We start from the raw sequence: 18,916 nt of genomic DNA, 5'->3' as shown, positions 1-18,916 counted from the left end.
ATATGCCATCCTTTACCGACACTACGAATATAGAGTAGTGTCTTGATCCTGAATAACAATGGATAGACGACGAAAGCCTAATCCCGCCGAGCGCCGCCGCGATCTATGCGATGCGGCGATTCGATTGTTGGCCGATGACGGGGCCAAAGGGCTGAGCCATTTGAAGGTGGACCGCAAAGCGGGTGTGCCGGACGGCACGACGTCGTTCTATTTCCGCACCCGCTCGGCGCTGCTGCGGGCCGTCGCGGAACGTTCGGCCGAGCTTGACCTCGCCGAACTGCAGGCGATCGCGGACAGCTCCGACGCCGGCGGTGAGGCTCCCACACCCTCGCGGTTGTCGCAGGTCGTCATCCAGGCCGGCAGCGACCCGCAGCTGTACCGGACCAGGGCCCGATACGAGCTGACCATGCAGGCCACCCGCGATCCCGCGCTCGCCGCGATCCTGCAGCAGGCCACCGACGAGTTCACCAAGCTGCACCGGGAAATCCTCGTACAGCTCATGCCGCACGGCGCGGAACTGGACCCGGCCGTCGTCGAGGATCTGAGCAACGTCACGCTGACGTTCATCAACGGCCTGCTGCAGCGGTTCGCCCACGGCGACCGGATCGTCGACAGTGCCGAGCAGCTCGACGGGGTGCTGTCGGCGATCGCGGCCGGAATATTGCGCAGTTCGGACAAGGGTCGGCTCACCCAGGCGGGCGGTCTGCGGGTGCTGCGCGGCGGGGCGCCCGGACCCCGATGACAGCCCCGACCGAATCCGGCGCGCGGACTTCCGGCCCTTGCCAGAGCACCCGCAGTATGGTTCTCTACGACAATAGAGTGAGTCGACGTTCATGCGCCGTTTTCAGCCGAACTTGTGCACATGTCGAAGCGACGCAATTAAGCGGAGTGTGTAAATTGCCCCGGACCGAATCCAACGCTGCAACGCTGGCAGCGCGAGCCCTGGTGCGGGTAATGCGGGTATCCAAAACTGCAGCGGTAGGAGGGGTTTCGTGACGGCGAGCACCGACAGCCATGTTCGTTTCGATCCATACGACGTCGGGCTGATCGCGGACCCGTATCCGATGTTCGCGCGATTGCGCGACGAGGCGCCGCTGTATTACAACGCCGAGTTCGACTTCTACGCGGTGAGCCGCTACGCCGACGTCAGCAAGGCGCTCGTCGATCACGAGACGTACAGCTCCGCGCGCGGCGCGATCCTGGAGCTGATCAAGGCCAACCTCGAAATCCCGCCGGGCATGTTGATCTTCGAGGACCCGCCGATTCACGACGTGCACCGCAAACTGCTGTCGCGAATGTTCACCCCGCGCAGGATCGCCGCGCTCGAGCCGATGATCCGCGACTTCTGCGCCGCGCTCCTGGACCCGCTGGTGGGCTCGGGACACTTCGACTTCGTCACCGACCTGGGCGCGCAGATGCCGATGAAGGTCATCAGCATGTTGCTCGGCATTCCGGAAGACGACCAGGAGTACATCCGCGACCGGGGCAACGCCCAGCTGCGCACGGAGGCCGGCAAGCCGATGGACGCGGCCCAGCGCGGCCTGTCGGTCGGCGAGCAGTTCGAGGCCTACATCGACTGGCGCGCCGAGCATCCGTCCGACGACATCATGACCGAACTCCTCAACGTCGAGTTCGTCGATGAAAAGGGTGTGAACCGGCACCTCAGTCGCGAAGAGATCCTCGTGTACCTCAACGTCGTCGCCGGGGCGGGTAACGAAACGACCACACGGCTGATCGGTTGGTCCGGAAAGGTTCTCGCCGAGCACCCCGACCAGCGCCGCGACCTCGTCGAGAACCCCGCGCTCATCCCGCAGACGATCGAAGAGCTGTTGCGCTACGAGCCGCCGGCCCCGCACGTGTCCCGATACGTGACCCGCGACGTCACGGTGCACGACCAAACGGTGCCCGAAGGCAGCGTGATGATGATGCTCATCGGATCGGCGTGCCGCGACGAGGCCCAATTCGGGCCCGACGCGGGCGAATTCAACATCCATCGCGCCGTCCGCCCGCACCTCACCTTCAGCATGGGCACGCACTTCTGCCTGGGTTCGGCGCTGGCACGCCTGGAGGGCCGCGTGGCGCTGGAGGAGATCCTCAAGCGATTCCCCGAGTGGGAGGTCGATTTGAGCAAAGCCACCCTCAGCCCGACCTCCACGGTGCGGGGCTGGGAATGCATGCCGGCGCTGGTGTCACGATGACGGGCCGGGTAGAAGGGAAGGTAGCGTTCATCAGCGGTGCGGCCCGCGGCCAGGGCCGCAGCCATGCCGTGCGCCTGGCGCAAGAGGGCGCCGACATCATCGCGATCGACGTCTGCGGGCCGATCGAGAACCTGGCGTATCCCCACTCGACGCCGGAAGACCTCGACGAAACCGCCGACCTGGTCAAGGCTCTCGACCGGCGCATCGTGACCGCGCAGGTCGACGTCCGCGACTACGACGCGCTGAAGGCGGCCGTGGACAGCGGGGTGGAACAAGTCGGCCGCCTCGACATCATCGTCGCCAACGCGGGCATCGGCACGTTCGGCAACAAGCTGCACAAGATCCGCGAGAACATCTGGCGCGACATGATCGACGTGAACCTCTCCGGGGTCTGGCACACCGTCAAAGTCGGTGTGCCACATATCATCGCCGGCGGGCGCGGCGGTTCGGTCGTGCTGACCGGTTCCGTCGGATCGCACAAGGCCATGGCCCACACCGGCCACTACATCGCCGCAAAGCATGGCGTGCTGGGCCTGATGCGGGCCTTCGCGGTCGAGTTGGGGGAGCACAGTATTCGGGTCAACTCGGTACACCCGAGCCAGGTCAACACCCCGATGACGATCAATGAGGTGACGTTCCGGTTGTTTCGGCCCGACCTGGAGAATCCCGGGCCGGACGATTTCGCGCCGTTCTCGCAAATGATGCACACGTTGCCGGTACCGTGGGTCGAAGCGGTCGACATCAGCAACGCCGTCCTGTTCCTCGCGTCGGACGAATCTCGTTACATCACAGGCGTTTCGCTACCTGTCGACGCGGGCGCTCTGCTCAAGTAAGCGTTAACAACATTCAACTGAAGGAAGAAGACTATGCCCGAATACGACTATGAAGAAATGAAGAAGGAAGCCGAGCAGTACATCAAGTTCGAAAAGGACAAGAAGAACCGCATCGCCTACATCACCTTCGACCGCCCCGACGCGCAGAACTCCACCACGCTGGGAATGCGGCAGAACTATGCCGATCTGATTCACAAGTGCAACGTGGACGACGACGTCAAGGTCGTCGTGATCCGCGGCGAGGGTGAGGATTTCGGGAGTGGCGGCGACCTGCCCGAACAGCGCGGGATGCTGGAGAATCCGGGCATGCCGCTGCTGCACGAGCTCGCGATCAACGACGACGACGTCAAGTACCCGCCCGGCGGCTCCTACCGCTACCTGTCCACCGTCACCGACTTCTACGCCAAGGCGCGCGCCGGAAACCGGCCGCTGCAAGAGCTTCGGAAGATCAGCATCATCGAGGCCAAGGGCTACTGCTACGGCTGGCACTTCTACCAGGCCGGCGACGCCGACCTGGTGATCTCCTCCGACGACGCACTGTTCGGCCACCCGGCGTTCCGCTACGTGGGCTGGGGCCCCCGGCTGTGGTGGTGGGCCGAGACGATGGGACTGCGCAAGTTCTCCGAAATGCTGTTCACCGGAAGGCCGTTCAGCGCCAAGGAGATGTACGACTGCGGCTTCGTCAACAGCGTGGTGCCCCGCGACAAGCTGGAAGACGAGACCCTCAAGTACGCGCTGGCGTGCTCGAAGGCCCGACCGACCGACACCGTTGCCGTCCAGAAGACCTTCCTGGAGCTCTACAAGCAGCACAAGGGTGAGTACTTCGGCAGCCTGCTGACCGGCATGGTCGAGGGTATGTTGCCGATGATCGCCAACGACGCGCAGGAGGTCGACCTGACCGCGGGCACCTTCGAGAAGGGCCTCAACAACGTGGTCAAGGACAACGACATGAACTTCCCGCCGGAATGGCGACTGAGCCGCTCCGGGCGCGCGAAGCCCTGACCGCCTTGCGAGGGCGCACATGTCGGCGCTGACGGCCTTCAGGGTCATCGAGCTGGCGGGATCGGTCGCGGGGGAGTATTGCGGAAAGTTGCTGGCCGACTTCGGTGCCGAGGTGATCAAGGTCGAGGCGCCCGGGCGCGGCAGCCCGACCCGGGCCATGGCGCCCCGCCTCGCTGAGGGCTGCGAGGGCAGCGCATTGTTCGCCTACCTCAACACGAACAAGCGCTCCGTGGTTCTCGATGCGACCTCGCGAGCCGGCGCCGAGAGCCTGGATCGGCTCATCGGCGGCGCCGACGCGGTCATCGACGACGGCGCCACCGATGGGGCGCAGCGGCACCCGGGCGTGGTGTTCTGCTCGATCACGCCGTTCGGTGAGAACGCCCCGGCCGAGTACGCGAATGCGAAGAGCATCAACGTGTTCCACGCCAGCGGCTGGGGCTACCACACCCCTAGCCATCCGGACCCGACCAGGCCGCCGCTGCGGGGGCCCGGCCGGTTCCTGGCCGACTACGAGGCGGGGCTGGAGGCGGCGCTGTGCGTCGCGGCGGCGTTGTTCGGGCGCCTGCACTCCGGCGGGGGCGAGGCCATCGACGTCTCGCAGCAGGCCGTGCTGGTCTCGCGTGCCGATTGCATTCTGGGGCGCCTGGTCACCGGCGAAGTCCCCGCCCTCGGCACCCGCGACGACTACGACCAGCAGGGCCCCGCGTCGTTCTTCGCCTGCGCCGACGGCTTCGTCTATCTGTACATGACCAGCCGCGCCCACTGGCTCGGCGTCAAACAGCTGATGGGGTGCCTGGATTGGCTCGAGGATTTCGACGACGACTGGCTGGAGTTCTCCGTGACCCCGGACAAGGTCGCGGCGTTCCAGCGGGGATTCGCGGCGTGGGTCCGCGACCTGTCCAAGGAGACGGCGGCCGACGAGGCGCAGCGACTCGGTGTGCCCCTGGTGGCGGTCAACGAGGCCGCCGACCTGCACCGCGCGCCCCAGTACGTCCACCGCGGCTTCTTTTCCACTGTCAGCCACCCCGTGTTGGGTGACGCGGCGTACCCCACGGTGCCGTACCGGTTCGGTGCGACCCCGGCGGAAATCGTCTCTGCGGCACCCACTCTCGGTCAGCACACCGCGTCGGTCCTCGGTGGACTCGACGTCCCCCACGCTCCACCGGCGGCGAAGGCGGCGCAGCTCAAGCCGCCGAGGGCACCGCGCGGTGGCCCCCTGCAGGGGGTGCGCGTCGTCGAGCTCACCAAGGTGTGGGCCGGTCCGTATGCCGGCAAGCTGTTGGCGCTGTTGGGCGCCGAGGTGATCAAGGTCGAAACCGCGGCGCTGCCCGAGGAGATGCGCGCCTACGGCGGCACCGACATCAACCACGCCCCGTTCTTTCTCAGCATCAACCCCGAGATCCTCAGCGTGGACATCGACATCAAGTCCGCCGAGGGCATGGCGCAACTGCGGGAGCTGATCGCCCGCAGCGATATCGTCATCAACAACCTGCGGCCGGGCGCGATGGAGCGCCAGGGCCTCGGGTATCAGCAGCTCACCGAGATCAAACCCGACATCATCTCGGTGTCGATCAAAATGTGGGGCAATGACGGACCGCTAGGTCATCAGACCGGCTACGCGCCGTGCTTCGCCGCGCTCGCCGGGCTCGCACCGCTGGTCGGCTACCCCGGTGGACCGCCGCTCGGAACCAGCATGCGCTACGGGGATTCCACGGTCGGCGCGGCGGCCGCCTACGCCGCCGTGGTGGCGCTGCTGCACCGCGAGCTCAGCGGCGCAGGGCAATTCGTCGACGTGTCGGCCGTCGAAACCCTCTCGTCGATGATCGGGGACTGCCTGCTGGAACACAGCCTCACCGGGCGACGACGCGGGCCCGACGGCAACCACCACCCCGACCTGTGCCCGCACGGCTGCTACCCGTGCGCGGCGGGCTCGTGGGTCAGCGTGGCCGTCGCCGATGACACCGAATGGCAGCGGTTGTGCGGAGTGCTCGGTGCCGCCGCGCTGGCCGGCGACCCCCGCTACGCCACCCCAGACGACCGCCAGCGGCACGCCGAGGCCCTCGACGCCGATCTCGCCGCGCTGACCCGCCAGCTCGATGCCGAGGAACTCGCGCATCGGCTACGGGCGGCGGGAGTCCCGGCCACCAAGAGCGCCACCGCCATGGATGTGGTTGGCGATCAACAACTCTGGGACCGCGAGCTGTATCGTTTCGTTTCGGACCATCGCGAAGGCCAGCGGCCGGTGCTGGGACCGTCCTGGCGGATGGCGCGCAACCCCGCGCGGATCGCGCGCGGTGCGCCGGATCTGGGCGAGGACACCGACTACGTTCTACACGAGATACTGCGCACCCAACCGACGGGCGGATCATGACGACATTGGCGCACACCGCGGCCCTGGTGACGGGCGCCAGCAGTGGCATCGGAGCGGCGACGGCCAAAGCGCTGGCCGCCGAGGGAGCGGCGGTGGCTCTCCTCGCGCGCCGCGCCGACCGGCTGGCGGAGCTGAAAGGCGAGATCGAATCCGCCGGTGGCACAGCGCTCGTCGTCACGGCCGACGTCACGGACGCCGATCAGGTCGCGGCCGCCGTGGGGCGCACAATCGCGGAGTTCGGACGGCTCGACACCCTGGTGAACAACGCCGGCCTGATGCAATCGGCGCCCGCGACCGAAGCACCGCTGCAGGACTGGGACAACATGGTGGCCGTCAACGTGCAGGGCGTCCTCTACGCGACCCGCGCGGCGCTGCCACACCTGATCGACGCCGCCGCCGACTCGCCACGCGGCGTGGCGGACCTGGTGACCATCAGCTCCACCGCCGGGTGGGTGGCCCGGCCGAACACCGCCGTGTATTCGCTCACCAAGTTCGGGGTCAACGCGTTCAGCGAAGGCATCCGCCAAGAGGTGCTCGGCAAGCGGGTGCGCGTCGGCGTGGTGGGCCCGGGAACGGTGGATACCGAGATCTTCAGCCACCTGGCCGAATCCTCGCGGGAGGCCTTCGAAAAGCAGACGTCGGGCATGGTCATGCTGCGGCCGGAGGACATCGCCGACGCGGTCCTGTTCATGGTGACCCGCGATCGCCGGGTGGCGGTGAACCACATGCTGGTGCGCGCGGCCGAGCAGACCTGGTAGCGGTGTGAGTTCGCATTGGGTGGTCGGTGATCAGTACGGATTGCCGATCCCGGCGGACCCCGCGACCCTGCTCAGCGGTGGAGCTGCGTTCCTTACGAAGGCCTTTCGGGCTTCGGGCGTCCTCGCTGACAACAGCGTCCTTCGCATCAGCGACTACCGCGAGATCAGCGGCGGCAGCACCGGACGCAAGGTGGTGCTGTCGGTCGAATACGACCGTGCCGCGCCCGATCTGCACACCGAGCTGTTCGTGAAGTTCTCCCGCGATCTCGACAATCCGGTGCGCGACTGCGGAAAGACACAGATGGAGCCCGAGGTGCGCTTCGCCTCGCTGTCCCGCGCCCCGGAATTCCCGATCGCCGTACCCTGCCCGCAGTTCGCCGACTACCACCGCCCCACCGGCACCGGCCTGCTGGTCACCGAGCGAATCAAATTCGGCGGCAACGGAATCGAGCGCCAATACCACAAGTGCCTCGACTACGAGATGCCCGAGCCCCTAGGGCACTACCGAGCGCTGCTGACCGCGCTTGCGCGCCTCGCCGGCACGCATCGCTCCGGTCGGCTGCCCGCGGAATTGACCGCTCACTTTCCGTTGGACGTGCGGGCCGCGACGGTGGGCGAACGCGCGCCGCTGTCCGCGGAGAAGCTGGACCGGCGGGTGAGCCAGCTCGCCGAATTCGCGCAGACGCATCCTGGGCTGCTGCCGACCAATGCCTGCTCGCCCGAATTCCTGGCCCGCCTGCGCGACGACGCGCCGCGCGTGGCGCTCCACGAGCAGGCGATCGCACACCAATTGGCCGACGACTCCGACTATGTCGCGCTGTGCCACTGGAACGCCAACATCGACAACGCGTGGTTCTGGCGCGACACCGGCGGCACGTTGCACTGCGGCCTGATGGACTGGGGATGCGTCGGCCAGATGAACCTCGGCATGGCGCTGTGGGGAGCGATGTCCGGCGCCGAGACCGACATGTGGGACACCCATCTCGACGATCTGCTGCAACTGTTCGTCACGGAATACGAGCGCTGCGGCGGTCCGCAGCTCGAGGCTGGCCGGTTGCGTCGGCACATGCTGCTCTACGCGGCCGCCATGGGGGTCGCCTGGCTGCTGGACGTGCCGGCCTTGATCCGCAAGCGATTCGACACCGTGCCCGGCACCCGGAAGGATCCGCGCATCCGGGACGACGAAGGCGTGCGCGCGCCGCTGCAGATGCTCTCGAACCTGCTGAGCGCGTGGCAACGTCATCGCGTGGGGGACCTACTCGATGACGTGCTGCCTTAGCGTCAAACCGGGTCGTCATCTTCGTCGTAATTCAGGAATCGTTCGGGGTGATGGAAGGCGTTGGTGCGGGGTTGTCCGTGGTCGAGGTGGGCCGGTGGGAGCCATTCGGTGTCGCCGCGGGCGTTTTTGCGGGTGGTCCAACCCTTTTCGGCTAGCCGGTTATCCGGTCCGCAGGCCAGGGTGAGGTCGTCGATGTCGGTGCGATGCGTGGTGGTCCAGCCGCTCACGTGGTGGACCTGGCTGTGATACGCCGGCGCGTCACAGCCCGGTTTCGTGCAGCCCCGGTCCTTGGCGTACAACATGATTCGCTGAGCGGGAGAGGCCAGCCGCTTGGTGTGGTGTAACGACAGAGCCCTGCCGCGATCGAAGATCGCCAAATAGTGGTGGGCGTGGCTGGCCATGCGGATCAGATCCGACATCGGCACCAACGAGCCCCCGCCGGTGATACCTTTACCTGCCGCGGCTTCTAGCTCCTGCAGGCTGGTGGAGACCACGACCGACACGGGTAGCCCGTTGTGGCACCCCAACTCCCCGGAGGCCAGCAGGGCGCGCAGCCCGACGAGCAGACCGTCGTGATTGCGCTGGGCTGGGGTACGCAAGTCACGGCGCACTGCATCGTCATCGGGAACCTCATCGATGAACGGAACGTCGTCGTCAGGATTGCAGGCGCCGGGGGCGCCCAGCTTGGCCAGCACGGGTTCGAAGGTGGCGCGCGCCGCGGGGGTCAGATAGCCGCGGATGGGTGACATGCCGTCGTATTGCTGGGCGCCAATGGTGATGCCGCGCTTGCGGGCACGCTCGCCGTCTTTAAGTTTGCCGTCGGGGTTGATCCAGCCCATCAGCCGGTGGGCGTATTTCTGCAACTCATCGGGGCGAAAGCCGCGGGCCTGCTGCGCCAAATCTTGGTCGGCGTGCTCCTGGATGCACGGGTCGACCCCGGACGGCAGGTTGGCAAAGAAACCGCGGATGACCCGCACGTGTCCGTCGCCGATCAATCCTTGGCGTTGGGCGGCCGCTGTGGCGCTCAAGGTGGGGGCCAACACCTCCCCGGTCAACGCCTGACGTTCCCCGAGATCAGCGGCTTCGTCCACCCGGCGGCCGGCCTCGGACTTGGTGATGCGTAACCGATCGGCCAGCGCACAACGCAGGGTGCCACCGAGTTCTGTCGTGGTGGCCTGGGCGCGCAGCTGATTGATCAACTCATGCTGGGGGGCGCGCAGCCGGCGCGCAACGCGTTCGATGCGCTCGAGCGTGCGCAACCGTTCCGGGGTGGTGAACACCTCAAAGGACAACGCGCACAACCGGTCCAGGTCGGCATCGATCGCGTCGAAGACCTCGACGATCTCATCCCGACTGCTCGAACCCATGCCCCAAAGTGTAGGAACGGCCACCGACAGAAAACCCGGGATTGTGACCACTGAAACCACAGTGACACAAGGAATTTCGATATACGTTTTCGATATCCGTAATCGCGCCCTCGCCCGCGGGGCCGGGAAGGGCGCCCGCAATCGCAGGCTCGCCTAAGCCCAAGCGGGACTGCCGGTCAGCACATCGACGCCGTCCTCGGTGATGTGGACGGTGTCGCGGCGGAACACCGCGCCGACGCCCTGCCGCCACACGTAGCCGGTGATGGCCAACACCATGCCCGCCTCGAGTTGGTCGTGTTCTCCCGCGGCCAGCAGCGCAGCGGACACGACGGGCGGGTCGAAACCCAACCCCAGCCCGTGTGCGACCGGCATCGGCGGTATCGGCTCACCGACCGCCTCATAGGCGGCCAGCAGATCTCTGGTGGGCGCGCCGGGGCGACAGGCGGCAAGCATCTTGTCGTACAACGCGTTCGAGCGGGCGAAGAGCTCGCGCGCCTCGCCGCTGACAACATTGCCGGCCGGCCACGTGCGTCCCACCTCCGCGACGTAGCCGTCCGCGAGCGCACCGGCGGCGAACGCGACGAGATCGCCCGACCGGATCTCGTGCGCAGACGCGCGGCGCCACGGCTGTTCCCGCGACGTCACCCACGCGGCGTCCTGGGTGGCCGGCGTGCTCACCCCGCCGGCAGCCATCGCCTCCATCATCACCCCCGACAGGGTCCGCTCCGACGCGCCCGGCGCCAATTCGGCCAGGGCAGAGGCGAGCCCGCGTTCGGCGACACGAAGGGCCGCCCCCATCGCGGCGATTTCGTCGGGCGTCTTGATGCGCCGCGCCGCGCGCATCGCCGGCTCGGCGTCGACCAGTTCGGCGTTGGGGAACGCCTCGGGCAGCAGCGCCGCGAAAGTCGGTGTGATCGCGTCGGTTCCGACCCGCCTCGCCGACTCCGCGCCGTCGACCTTCTTCAGCACGTCGATGAGCGTCATCGGATTCCAGGCCAGCCCGTAGAGGTGATCGTGGTCGATCTCCTCCGGGACCCCCTCATCGTCGGTGCTGTTGAGGTAGATGTCTTGAGTGGCACGCACCAGCACACACATCGGACCGAACGGCCGTGTCCCGGCGATCCACAGCTGCGGCGCGCCGGTGACGTACCGAATGTTGGCCTGCCGCCCGAGCACCAGGATGTCCAGACCGTGCTCGTCCATCTGGGCCAGCGCCCGTTCCCGCCGCCCGGATCTCAACGCCCCGGGGTCGGGCAGAACTTCAGTCGCCATAGGGGGTGTAGGGGTAGTCGGTGATCGGCACGTAGCCGTCCTTGGTGATCACCACGATCTCCTCACTGCGATAGCCTCCCGTGCCGTCCTCCCACATGACCGGTTCCAGGACCAGCACCATGCCGGGCGGAAAGACGAAGTTGTCGTCGAATTCCTCGCCGAGATCCGTTCCGATCATCGGCGCCTCGGCGGGGTAGGTGCCGATGCCGTGGCCGAGATAGAAATGCGGCAGCCACGGCTTGCGGCCACCGTTGGCCGTGATCGCCGCGCGCGCCAAATCACCGGACGTCGCACCGGCTTTGGTCACCGCCAGCACGGCGTCCAGGACGGTACGCCACTGCCGGAACTGGTCCTGCTGCCGCGGCGTCGGCCGTTCGCCGACCACCCAGGTTCGGCCGAAGTCGGAGCAGTATCCGTGGTAGGTGATGCTGATGTCGGTCCACAACACATCGCCGGCCGCCAGTTCACGAGCGGTGGGCAGCAGCGGCAGCGCGAGATCCCCGTGCGTCGTCCACACGCCGGCCTCCCGGGACTTCGGCATCACCTGCCAGATCGCCTCCAGCATGTTGGTGGTCGCGCCCAGCTCGAATGCGCGACGGACGAAGGTGGCCGACAGGTCGATCTGGCGCACCCCCGGCACCAGCGCGCGCTGCACATCGACGATGGCCTGTTCGGTGATGCGGGCCGCCCTGCGCAAGCAGGACAATTCGTCGCGGGTCTTCACCAACTGCGCGGCGCCGACCACGACGGCTGCGTCCGTCGGCGGGCCGGCCGGGAAAAGCCTGGGCGCCGCCCGCCGCATCGCCCCGGTGAGTTCGTCGACGGCGACGCGGGCTCCCGGCGGGACGATCCCGGCCAGCCGCCGCGCGAAATCCTCGACGCCGTGGTCGAATTCGAGGTAGGCGGGGCCGTGCAGGTGGTCGTCGGGCACCGGCGCTTCGGCGGACGCTCCGCTGCGGAAGGGCATGAAGAGGTGCGGGTGCACGTCGTCGGCGAGCACGACCGCGACGGGGCGCTCCACGTGTGACAGCCCCGCATCCAGCAGCGGCCAGCTCGCCCCCGTGGCGTAGCCGACGTAGCCGTTCAGCAGCAGGATCAGCGCGTCGACGCCGTACTCGGCCATCGCCGCGCGCAGCCGCGCGCCGGTCTCCGCGCGCATGCGGGCCCAATCCGGCTCGTCGGGGATGTCGAGCACCGAGCCGACGGCGCTCGCCGAATTCGTCATGCGGAGATCCCCAGGAATTTCTTGATGTTCCCGCCGACAACGCGCACGGCATCCTCGGGACCGACGGCGTCGACCACGGCGGCCAGCGATCGCTCCGAATAGCCGAAAGTGCTTTCGTTGTGGGGATAGTCCGACGACCACATCACCTTGTCGATGCCGATCTCGTCGATCTGCCGCAGCCCCAGCCGATCGACCATGAACGAGGCGCACATGTGCGTGTCCCAGTAATCGCGGACGTCACGCTCGGGCTGGTGGGCGAGCATGTGCCGATACGAGGCCAGCACGTGCTCGGCGTCCTGCAGCGCCGTCGGCACCCAGGCGATCCCACCCTCGAACCAGCCGACCCGCAGCCCCGGATGCCGGTCGAGGATGCCGCCGAAGATGTACTTGGAGAACATCTCTCGGAACGAGTCGATGTTGACCATCATGGCCACCGCCACGCTGTTGACCTCGCTGGGGAACTTGGGCTGACTTTCGCCGATGTGGTGCGTGACGGGCAGGCCGGCCGCTTCGATCTCGTCCCACACCGCGCTCATCTCGGCGCTGGAGTAATCGATGGGCCGGCCGTCGCGGTCGTTGCCCGGACTGATCGGCATCAGAAACGTGGTGAGCCCCAGCGACTTCAGCTCGCTGAGCGTGCGGCAGGCGCCGGCTGGATCCCACCAGTTGATCAATCCGACGCCGTAACAGTGCCCGTTCGAGCGTTCCTGGACCTCGGCGATGTGCTCGTTGTAGACGCGGAAGATCCGCTCGCGGATGGCGTGGTCGGGATGGTGGAACAGCGCGAGCACCGCATTCGGGAACGCCAGCTCCTTGTCGACGCCGTCTTCGGCGAGCTCACGAACCCGGGCCTCGACGTTGTTGGTGGCCGCCCCGGCGAGGTCGTCGTACTGCATGAGCACCGCGCTGAAGTCGCCGACCACCATCGACTGTCCGGGCGGGCCGAGTAGATACGCGCCGTCCTCATACCAAATCCGCGGCGCCTGATCCTTGAGCTCGTCGGGGAAGCTCTCGTAGAAGATGTCGTCGGCCACCGAGATGTGATTGTCGGCGGAGAAGACCTCGGTGCCGGCCGGCAGGCCGGTGCTGAACTCCGCGGCGTGGCCGCGACGGTCCTTGGGCGCACCGATCACGCCCTCGGGGTAGAGGGTTGGGGCTGGGCTGGACATCATCGTCCCTTCCTCGGGAATCACTCATCATTGTGCGCCTGGGTCGGGGTACGTGACGCCACTGAGCTCTTCGGAAAGCTGCCACAGCTGTCGCATGTCGGCTTCGCTGCGCGCCAACCGGGGAACTCGAGCGAAAGTGACCCCACCCCTGACCGTTTCGTAGAAACCGCGCGGCCCGTAGTACTTACCGCCCTGCGCATCCGGCGACACCGCGGCGTAGAGGGTCGGCTTGATGCCTTCGTCGACGTCGAGCCACATGAACGGCATCACGCGCCAGGTCAGCTGCGTCAAACGCGCCTGCAACGTCGGCTTGGCGCGGCCGTACGAGGCGCCGCTGAGCAGGTTGGTCTTGGTCAAACCAGGGTGCGCGGCGTTGGACATCAACCCCCACCCGCCCCGGCGGCTGCGCCGATCCAATTCGACGGCGAACATCAGTTGCGCCAATTTGGCGACCCCGTACGAATGCATGGGCTTATAACCCTGTTGCGCATTGACGTCGCCGAAGTCGAGCTTGCCCTGGGTCGCGGCGAGGCTGCTGACCGTGACCACCCGCGCGGATCCCGCCGCCCTCAGCAACGAGAGCAGCCGACCGGTCAACGCAAAGTGCCCCAGATGATTTGTCCCGAACTGCAATTCGAAACCGTCGCGGGTCTGCTGCCGCTGTGGCGGCGTCATGATGCCGGCGTTGTTGATCAGGACGTCGATCGGGCGGCCCTCGGCGCTGAGCTGTTCACCCAGCGCCGCCACGCTTTCCAGCGACGACAGGTCGAGTTGCCCGATGGTGAGCTTGGCCTGCGGTGCGTCCCGGCGGATGTCGGCGACCGCCCGTTCGCCCTTGACCCGGTCGCGGACGGCCATCACCACGTCGGCACCCGCGGCGGCCAGCCGCTTCGCCAGGCCGAAGCCCAAACCGCTGTTGGCCCCGGTCACGACGGCGAACCTGCCCCGCAGATCGGGAACACTCAGCGCGAGATCGGGTTTCACCATGTCACGGGCAGCTCGTAGAGGCCGTAGGCCAACGCGTCGTGCTTGAACGGAAGCTCATCCAGCGGGACGGCGAGCCGCAGCGTGGGGACGCGGCGCAGCAGCGTGGGCAGAACGATCTGCAATTCCATGCGGGCCAGCTGCTGGCCCACGCACTGGTGACGACCGTAGCCGAACCCGACGTGCGGCCCGTCTTCGCGGAGCAGGTCGAGGCGGTCCGGGTTGGGGAACTGGCGCTCATCCCAATTCGCCGGGGCGACGTCGAGGATGATGCCATCGCCGGCGCGGATCGTCTCGCCGCCGATCTCGATGTCCTCGACGGCGATTCGCCGCTGTCCGGTCTGGATGATGCTCAGGTAGCGCATCAGCTCCTCGACCGCGGTGGCGATGACCTTCGGGTCATCGGTGTCGCGCAGCAGCGCCCGCTGATCGGGGTGCTCGAGCAACGCGGCGATGCTCAGGCTGATCATGTTCGCGGTGGTCTCATGGCCCGCGATGAGCACACCGGTGGCCAACTGCGCGGCCTCGCGCACGCTGATCTCGTCGGCGTTGACCCGCTCGGCGAGGTCGGACACCAAATCCTCTGAGGGGCTTTGCATTTTCGTCCGAACCAGGTTGGCCAGATACTTGGCCAGCGAGGCGGCGCCCTGGGCGGTGTCCTCCTCGGTCGCGTAACGGCCCATGCCGCGCTGGGCCTGGGTCTGGAAGAACTCCGCATCCTCGTACGGCACACCCAGCAGTTCGCTGATGACCAGCGAGGGCACCGGCAGCGAGAGGGTGCTGACGACGTCGCCCGGCTTCGGCCCGGCCAGCAGGGCGTCGATGTGGTCGTCGGTGATCTTCTGCACCGCCGGCCGCAGCGCTTCAACCCGCTTGAAGGTGAACGGTTTCGACAGCATCCGGCGAAACCGGGTGTGCTCCTCGGCGTCGGAGGTGAACACCGAACGCGGGCGCTTGTGCACCGTGGCCAGCATGCCCTCGTTCCAGTGCGGATAACCGGGCAGGCGGTCATCGACACTGGTGCGGGAGTCGGTGAACAGCGCGCGGATCGCGTCGTAGCCGTGGATGAGCCACGGCGTGCTGCCGTCCCAGATCCGCACCCTGCTCAGCTGCTTGCCGGCGTTGAGCTCCAATACCTTCGGAGGCGGCGCGAACGGACACCCCGGCGCCCGCGTCATCGGAAACTCCGGGATATCGGTGGCGGTGGATCCTTCGGTCATCGTGCTCCTCGGTGTTCGGCCTACGCGGTTGTCGGTGATGTCGGGCCGCCGGCCGCGGCCACGTGGACGGGCGCGCGCCACAGGCCGACGATCGCGTCGATCAGCCCTTCGGCGGCGACCGGCCAGGCTGAACGGGATCGCGGCCCGTGCTCGGCCAGCGCGCCTTCGTGCTCGGCGCAGGTGTGCATCAGCAGATTGCGCACCATCACCATTCGCTCGGCACGCACGCGCTTGGGTAGCTCGGGGAGACAGCGGTCGATGCCGTCGAGCGTCTGCACCAGTAACGGCGATGCCAGGGCGTCCTTGGTGACCACGTGGCGGTACGTGGGATCGGCCATCGCCTGGGCCGCGAACCGCGCATACCAGGTCGGGGTCCCCAGGGCGGACAGGTGATCGGTCAGCGGGCGCACCAGTGCGCCCACCCAGTCCCGCAGCTCGGCGGAGTCGCCGACCGCGGCCAGCATGTGCGCGCGCAGCTCCTCGATCGGCTCGCGGTGCTTGGCTTCGATCGCGCGCAGCAGGTCGACCCGGGTCCCGAAGTGGTAGCACGCCGCGGCGTTGTTGCCCTGCCCCGCCGCCTCGCTGATCTGCCGGTTCGACACGGCATACATTCCGCGTTCGGCGAACAACACCTCGGCGGCCGACAAGAGCGCCTCTCGGGTTCCCGTCGACCTTTCGGAACGAGCGATCCGCTCGGCGGTCATCGCCTCAGTGAACACCGGCCGCCTTGTTAAATCAAGCAATTTATTTAGTTGCGGGACCGTGGAATCGGGCGCAGCGACCCGAAACCCGGGGTGGTCGGGGATAGTTCACCGAGCTGATGCCCGGCCGCGGCGTGCCGCGATTACAGTCACCGCATGAATCCGCTGCGGCGGTTGGCTCACAACCCGACCGTCTACCGGTTGCTCCTGCGCAGCGGACCGCCGATCGTCGAACGCTTCGAGTCGCTGCTTCGGTTCATGACGAGCGGGCGCATCGGCGTCCTGGACCTCGTCGGGCTGCCCAACGTGCGAATCACGACCTCGGGCCGCAAGACGGGTCTGGCCCGTGGCGCGACGGTGCAGTATGTCCCCTTTCGCGGGGGGCTCTTGCTGGTCGGATCGAACTGGGGGCGCGACCGTCACCCGTCGTGGTCGGCGAATCTCAAAGCGGCACAACGCGTCACCGTGCGCCGGCGTGGCCAACGGTTCGTGGCGAGGGTGCAGCTGCTCACCGGCGCGGAGCGCGACGAGGCGTGGGGCGCGGTGCTGGACCATTGGCCGAACTATCGGGTGGCCCAAGGTCTTGCCGGCCGGCGCCAATTCCGGCTGTTTCTTCTGGCGCCGCTTACCTGAGCTGGCCGGAGACCCTAGTTAATCGCCGACATTTTTAGCCGGCAGCGGTCACGAGGGCCGGCGGGAGAGGGCATCGGACGGTCCGTCGAATGCCAATTCGATGCGCCGCCGCCGGCGAATTTCGCTCCGTCAAAACCGTTAGCCGATTCCGAAAGCGGACCTCGGTGTGCGGTCGCCTCGCGCCGGATCCCGCGCGGCCGCTTATTGCTTAAACGCCCTGCTAGCAACGCGCGGCGCGGGCACCGCAACGTCGGCTCTTGACGAAATTGGCCGCGGGATGTCTAATCCGGACGAGAAATCGGGAGGCTGACCGGTGGTCGCAATCGACACGCGAACCGTGGATCGGACGGGGCTTCACCGCATATGGAAAGCGATTCTTATCGGCATCGCATGCATTGTGTTTGCGGCGTGCTACTTCAGGCCCGTTCTGCTCATCGGGGTCGCCCTGATTCTTCTGTCGTTTGTGTGCGCGCGCGGGGTCTATAAGGGCCGGGATCGGTATATCCCCAATTTGTATGCGCGGGACATCGAAGTTTATGACGATGCCTATCGTTCGTTTATCGGTCGCACGCTCGCCGAACTGCGTCAGTGCAAGATCGGGGGCCACACGCTGTTGTGGGAGGCCTCGCGCCTGGCGCCGCCAAGCGCCGATCACCCCGACGAATTGCTACTCGACCTGGGCGTCTGGGCCGGCTGGTCGACGCGGCTCATCTCAGACGCGTCAGGCCGCACGGTGTACGGATTCGACACCTTCTCGGGCCTCGTCGAGGACTGGCCGATCGACGACCACACCGTCATCAAGCGCGGCGCCTTCTCCCTGGCGGACCCGGTGGCCAGACGTTTCCTCCGGGACACCGGAGTCAGCTTGCACGACGGGGTGCCCGACGCGCTCGGCCGCAAGGTGGAGTTCATCAGGGGAAGCACCTACGAGACGCTGGCCCCGTTTCTGGCCGAGCGACCGGGCGCTGCCATCCGGCTTTTTCACATGGATCTGGATACGTATGAGAGTTGCCTGCACGCGCTGGAAACCTGCAAGGACCGCTTCGTCGAGGGATCGATCCTTGTCTTTGACGAATACCTGGTCACCAACGGCGAAATGCTGGCGTTTTACGAATTCCAGAGCAAGTACGAGTTGCAATGGCACTACCGCGCTTGGGGCCTCGAAGCGTGGGAGATGAACCTCGAGATGGTGACCGCGCGCCCGAAACGCGCTGTCTACTACCTCATCACGATGGCCCTGCATTGGACGATCGGCGGCGGCAGCTACGCGTGGACGATTTTCCGCAAAAGGTTTTGGCGATTTTGGCTGGGCGCGCCGATCGCCGACATGCTTTTCATGCTGGGCGCTGCCGGGCAACGCAAGTCGGTCAGCCTGGAAATCACCGGGCTGGGCAAACTCGATCGACGCCGCCCCGCAGACCACAACGAGTTCGTCTAGCCGCCCCAGACGGCGTGGGCGCCGGCGTCGCCCACGCGGTAAATCTGCAGGGTCGACGCGATGCCGGTCGCGAGCACCACGATCGCGACGACGGCGTGGAGTACCACGCGGCGCCGATCGGATCGGCGTTCCACGATTCGGAGCGCGACGAGCAGTACGGCGACCACCAGCAGCGCGGCCGAGAAGTAGGTCATGACGCCGCCCCGCGCGGCGTGTTCGCGCAGGATCGGGCTGGGGTTGGCCTGGCGGTCGTAGAGCCACGCTCCGGCGTCGATGGTGATGGGCGTCAACACCAACGTGACCGCCGCGAGGATCAGCGTGAGCCACATCAGTTGCCCGCGCCGGGCGGCCGGCCACAATCCGCACACGATCTCCAGCGCGGCGGTCAGCGGAACGAGCACCAACACGAAATGCAGCAACAGGGCGTGAGCCGGCATCCCGTTGATGACGTTCATGGCGTCCCCTC

17 protein-coding genes are annotated in these 18,916 nt (G+C 67.0%); 9 read left to right on the top strand and 8 right to left on the bottom strand.

Going from position 1 to position 18,916, the window contains the following annotated elements; genetic code table 11:
* Nucleotides 1-58 precede the first annotated feature (58 nt).
* From P6281_RS13615 to P6281_RS13585, 7 genes are all read left to right on the top strand, one after another.
* Complete coding sequence (locus tag P6281_RS13615; protein ID WP_064893650.1) at nucleotides 59-742, top strand: TetR/AcrR family transcriptional regulator; 684 nt, start codon at nucleotides 59-61, stop codon at nucleotides 740-742.
* 250 nt (nucleotides 743-992) lie between these two features.
* Nucleotides 993-2,198, top strand: a complete 1,206-nt coding sequence (locus tag P6281_RS13610) for a cytochrome P450 (protein ID WP_324738381.1) — start codon at nucleotides 993-995, stop codon at nucleotides 2,196-2,198.
* Nucleotides 2,195-3,031 (top strand): mycofactocin-coupled SDR family oxidoreductase, encoded by an 837-nt coding sequence (locus P6281_RS13605; RefSeq protein WP_324738380.1) that lies wholly within the window; start codon nucleotides 2,195-2,197, stop codon nucleotides 3,029-3,031. Before P6281_RS13610 ends, P6281_RS13605 begins: the two co-directional genes overlap by 4 nt.
* 33 nt (nucleotides 3,032-3,064) lie before the next feature.
* Nucleotides 3,065-4,033: an enoyl-CoA hydratase/isomerase family protein gene (locus P6281_RS13600; RefSeq protein WP_009952401.1), complete on the top strand. Its 969-nt coding sequence runs from the start codon at nucleotides 3,065-3,067 to the stop codon at nucleotides 4,031-4,033.
* A gap of 19 nt (nucleotides 4,034-4,052) precedes the next feature.
* Nucleotides 4,053-6,404 carry a CaiB/BaiF CoA transferase family protein gene (locus tag P6281_RS13595; protein WP_324738379.1) on the top strand — a complete coding sequence of 784 codons (2,352 nt, stop codon included), beginning with the start codon at nucleotides 4,053-4,055 and terminating at the stop codon, nucleotides 6,402-6,404.
* Entirely contained in the window at nucleotides 6,401-7,162 is a 762-nt protein-coding gene (locus P6281_RS13590) for an SDR family NAD(P)-dependent oxidoreductase (protein WP_014384816.1), read from the top strand. The genes P6281_RS13595 and P6281_RS13590 overlap by 4 nt, the downstream gene beginning before the upstream one ends.
* A 19-nt stretch (nucleotides 7,163-7,181) precedes the next feature.
* A complete protein-coding gene (locus tag P6281_RS13585) occupies nucleotides 7,182-8,441 on the top strand; it encodes a hypothetical protein (protein ID WP_014384815.1) in 1,260 nt (419 codons plus the stop codon).
* A 2-nt stretch (nucleotides 8,442-8,443) separates the two neighbouring features.
* On the opposite strand, the gene P6281_RS13580 is transcribed toward P6281_RS13585, so the two are convergent.
* From P6281_RS13580 to P6281_RS13550, 7 genes are all read right to left on the bottom strand, one after another.
* On the bottom strand, nucleotides 8,444-9,808 hold the full coding sequence (locus P6281_RS13580) for an HNH endonuclease signature motif containing protein (RefSeq protein WP_014384814.1): 1,365 nt from the start codon (nucleotides 9,806-9,808) through the stop codon (nucleotides 8,444-8,446).
* A gap of 153 nt (nucleotides 9,809-9,961) precedes the next feature.
* Entirely contained in the window at nucleotides 9,962-11,080 is a 1,119-nt protein-coding gene (locus P6281_RS13575; protein ID WP_041784984.1) for a M24 family metallopeptidase, read from the bottom strand.
* Nucleotides 11,070-12,305: a M24 family metallopeptidase gene (locus P6281_RS13570; RefSeq protein ID WP_324738378.1), complete on the bottom strand. Its 1,236-nt coding sequence runs from the start codon at nucleotides 12,303-12,305 to the stop codon at nucleotides 11,070-11,072. The genes P6281_RS13575 and P6281_RS13570 overlap by 11 nt, the downstream gene beginning before the upstream one ends.
* Nucleotides 12,302-13,474, bottom strand: a complete 1,173-nt coding sequence (locus tag P6281_RS13565; protein WP_014711720.1) for an amidohydrolase family protein — start codon at nucleotides 13,472-13,474, stop codon at nucleotides 12,302-12,304. The genes P6281_RS13570 and P6281_RS13565 overlap by 4 nt, the downstream gene beginning before the upstream one ends.
* 27 nt (nucleotides 13,475-13,501) lie before the next feature.
* Nucleotides 13,502-14,461 (bottom strand): SDR family oxidoreductase, encoded by a 960-nt coding sequence (locus tag P6281_RS13560; protein ID WP_014711719.1) that lies wholly within the window; start codon nucleotides 14,459-14,461, stop codon nucleotides 13,502-13,504.
* Nucleotides 14,455-15,678, bottom strand: a complete 1,224-nt coding sequence (locus P6281_RS13555) for a cytochrome P450 (RefSeq protein WP_014380226.1) — start codon at nucleotides 15,676-15,678, stop codon at nucleotides 14,455-14,457. Before P6281_RS13555 ends, P6281_RS13560 begins: the two co-directional genes overlap by 7 nt.
* 20 nt (nucleotides 15,679-15,698) lie before the next feature.
* Nucleotides 15,699-16,397 (bottom strand): TetR/AcrR family transcriptional regulator, encoded by a 699-nt coding sequence (locus P6281_RS13550; RefSeq protein ID WP_014382662.1) that lies wholly within the window; start codon nucleotides 16,395-16,397, stop codon nucleotides 15,699-15,701.
* Nucleotides 16,398-16,535: 138 nt separating this feature from the next.
* Here P6281_RS13550 and P6281_RS13545 point away from each other — a divergent pair, with 138 nt between their 5' ends.
* Both P6281_RS13545 and P6281_RS13540 read left to right on the top strand, forming a co-directional pair.
* On the top strand, nucleotides 16,536-17,012 hold the full coding sequence (locus tag P6281_RS13545) for a nitroreductase family deazaflavin-dependent oxidoreductase (protein ID WP_009952415.1): 477 nt from the start codon (nucleotides 16,536-16,538) through the stop codon (nucleotides 17,010-17,012).
* A 313-nt stretch (nucleotides 17,013-17,325) separates the two neighbouring features.
* Entirely contained in the window at nucleotides 17,326-18,450 is a 1,125-nt protein-coding gene (locus tag P6281_RS13540; protein ID WP_014384808.1) for a class I SAM-dependent methyltransferase, read from the top strand.
* Here P6281_RS13540 and P6281_RS13535 read toward each other — a convergent pair.
* Nucleotides 18,447-18,905 carry a DUF2231 domain-containing protein gene (locus P6281_RS13535; protein ID WP_014384807.1) on the bottom strand — a complete coding sequence of 153 codons (459 nt, stop codon included), beginning with the start codon at nucleotides 18,903-18,905 and terminating at the stop codon, nucleotides 18,447-18,449. The genes P6281_RS13540 and P6281_RS13535 overlap by 4 nt on opposite strands.
* Nucleotides 18,906-18,916: the final 11 nt, after the last annotated feature.

The sequence above is a fragment of the Mycobacterium sp. 5-140-3-2 genome (genome assembly GCF_035666375.1).
In the GTDB taxonomy this organism is placed as follows: Bacteria; Actinomycetota; Actinomycetes; order Mycobacteriales; family Mycobacteriaceae; genus Mycobacterium; species Mycobacterium intracellulare.
The sequence above is the reverse complement of the archived record's forward strand: the minus strand, read 5'-3'. Positions and strand labels throughout refer to the sequence as shown.